This window comes from Roseateles sp., from assembly GCF_049240545.1.
GTDB lineage: Bacteria > Pseudomonadota > Gammaproteobacteria > Burkholderiales > Burkholderiaceae_C > Paucibacter_A.
Map to the genome: position 1 here is coordinate 1 of NZ_JBMLSK010000198.1, position 1,943 is coordinate 1,943.

The 1,943-nt window shown below is 68.8% G+C and carries 2 protein-coding genes; both read right to left on the minus strand.

The genetic code is table 11. The annotated features are described in order from the left end of the window. On the minus strand, window positions 1–1,425 hold a 1,425-nt coding region (tnpC, locus tag ACOVRJ_RS12545; RefSeq protein WP_422044185.1), incomplete at its 3' end, for an IS66 family transposase. Between the two features lie 68 nt (window positions 1,426–1,493). Continuing rightward, complete coding sequence (gene tnpB / locus ACOVRJ_RS12550; protein WP_422044186.1) at window positions 1,494–1,823, minus strand: IS66 family insertion sequence element accessory protein TnpB; 330 nt, start codon at window positions 1,821–1,823, stop codon at window positions 1,494–1,496. Window positions 1,824–1,943 lie beyond the last annotated feature (120 nt).

Sequence of the window (1,943 nt, forward strand, 5' to 3'; positions counted from 1 at the left end):
CTTCAGGTAGGCGTAGGGATCGAGCCCGTTCATCCTGGCCGAGCCGATCAGACTCATCGCCGCCGCCGCGCGCTGCCCCGCGGCCAGCGTGCCGGCGAACAGCCAGTTCGCCCGCCCCAGCGCTATCGGTCGGATGCGATTCTCGATCCAGTTGTTGTCGATCGGCAGATCGCTGTCGTCCAGATACCGCGTCAGCGGCCCCCAGCGCTTGAGGCTGTAGTCGATGGCGCGGGCCGTGGCCGAGCCGTCGGGCACCTTCTGCCGCTGCGCGACGAGCCAGGCGTGCAGATCGTCGGCGATCGGTCGCGCTTTGCTTTGTCGAATCCGTCTGCGTTCGTCGGGGTCGAGGTCTTTGACCTCGCGCTCGACCTCGTAGAGTCTGCCAATGAGCAACAGCGCCTGCTCGGCCAAGGTGCTCTTGCCGGCCACATGCAGTTCGTGAAACTTGCGCCGCGCATGCGCCAGACAGCCGGCTTCACCGATGTTCGTGCCAAACAGCGCCTTGTAGCCGGCGTAGTCGTCGCACACCAGCGTGCCGCGCCACGGCCCCAGGAATGTCTTCGGATGTTCTGCGCCCCGGGTCTCGGCCAGATCGAAGACCACGCCGCGCAGCCCGTCGAAGGCGGTGCTGGCATAGCTCCACAGGGTGGCGCGGTGCGTCTTGCCGGCGCCCGGATCGAGCACCGGCACCGGCGTCTCGTCGGCATGCAGCACGCACCGGGCGAGCAAAGCCGTCTTCAGGGCATCGACCAGCGGCTGCAACTGCGCGCCGCAGGCCCCCACCCACTGCGCCAGCGTCGAGCGCGACAGCGCCACCCCGGCCCGCGCATAGATGGCTTCTTGCCGATACAAGGGAAGATGATCGGCGTACTTGGCCACCAGCACATGGGCCAGCAGTCCGGTGCTGGGCAAACCCTTGTCGATGACTTGCGGCGGCACCGGCGCCTGCACCAGGGTGCGGCACGCACCGCAGACCCATTTGCCGCGCACGTGCCGCTCGACCTGGAAGCGACCCGGCTCGTAGTCCAGCCGCTCTGCCACGTCTTCGCCGATGCGTTGCAAGGCGCAACCACAAGTGCACACGGTCGATGCAGGTTCGTGGCAAATCTCTCGCCGCGGCAGATTCGGCGGCAGGGGCAGCCGCTTGGGCTGGCCGCGCGGCCGATCCGCCGCCGGCGCTCGCAACTGCGCCAGCCGCTCCTCCAAAGCCGCCAGGTCTTCGTCCACCGACTCTTCGAACAGACTCCTCTGCCCGGCGCTCAACGCTTCGCTCTTCACGCCGAAGCGCACCCGCCGCAGCACCGCCAGCTCGTGCGTGAGTTTGTCGATGGTGGCTTGCTTGTGCCGCAGGTCGGTGAGTAACTGCGACACCAGCGCCCGCACTTGAACGTCGGTCAGTTGGTCGACAGCGGCAGCATCGATCATGGCGGCAGTGTGCCGTGTCGATGCGGTGTGCGCCATCGGCAGATTCGCCGATTGCGCCCGACTCCGCTCTACAGCACGCTCACCACTGCCGCTGCCCCCAGCCGCTGCCACGGCAGTCCCAGCACGAGGGCATCGAACTGCTCGCGGCTTACGGCGACGCGCTCGCCGGCGGCAACCCACGCAAAGCGACCGCGGTGCAGCCGGCGCACCGCCAGCCACAGGCCGTAGCCGTCGTGCACCAGCACCTTGATCCGGTTGCCGCGCCGGTTGGCAAACAGATACGCCCAGTGCGGCTGCGCGGCACCGAAGACGGCCACCACCCGCGCCAGCGCGCTGTCCAGCCCCATGCGCAGATCGACCGGCGCCACCGCCAGCCAGACCGCTTCGATGCGGATCATCGCAGCCAGCCCCGCAGCCACTCGGCGCAGGCGCCCGCAGCCGTCAGCGGCCAGTGCACCTGGGCGACGGTGGCACCGCGGCGCAGTTCGATCCGAATGGTGGCCGACGGCCCATCCGTG

Excerpts from the sequence above, each read along its gene's own strand:
- tnpB (WP_422044186.1), bottom strand. The coding sequence starts at position 1,823 with ATGATCCGCATCGAAGCGGTCTGGCTGGCGGTGGCGCCGGTCGATCTG.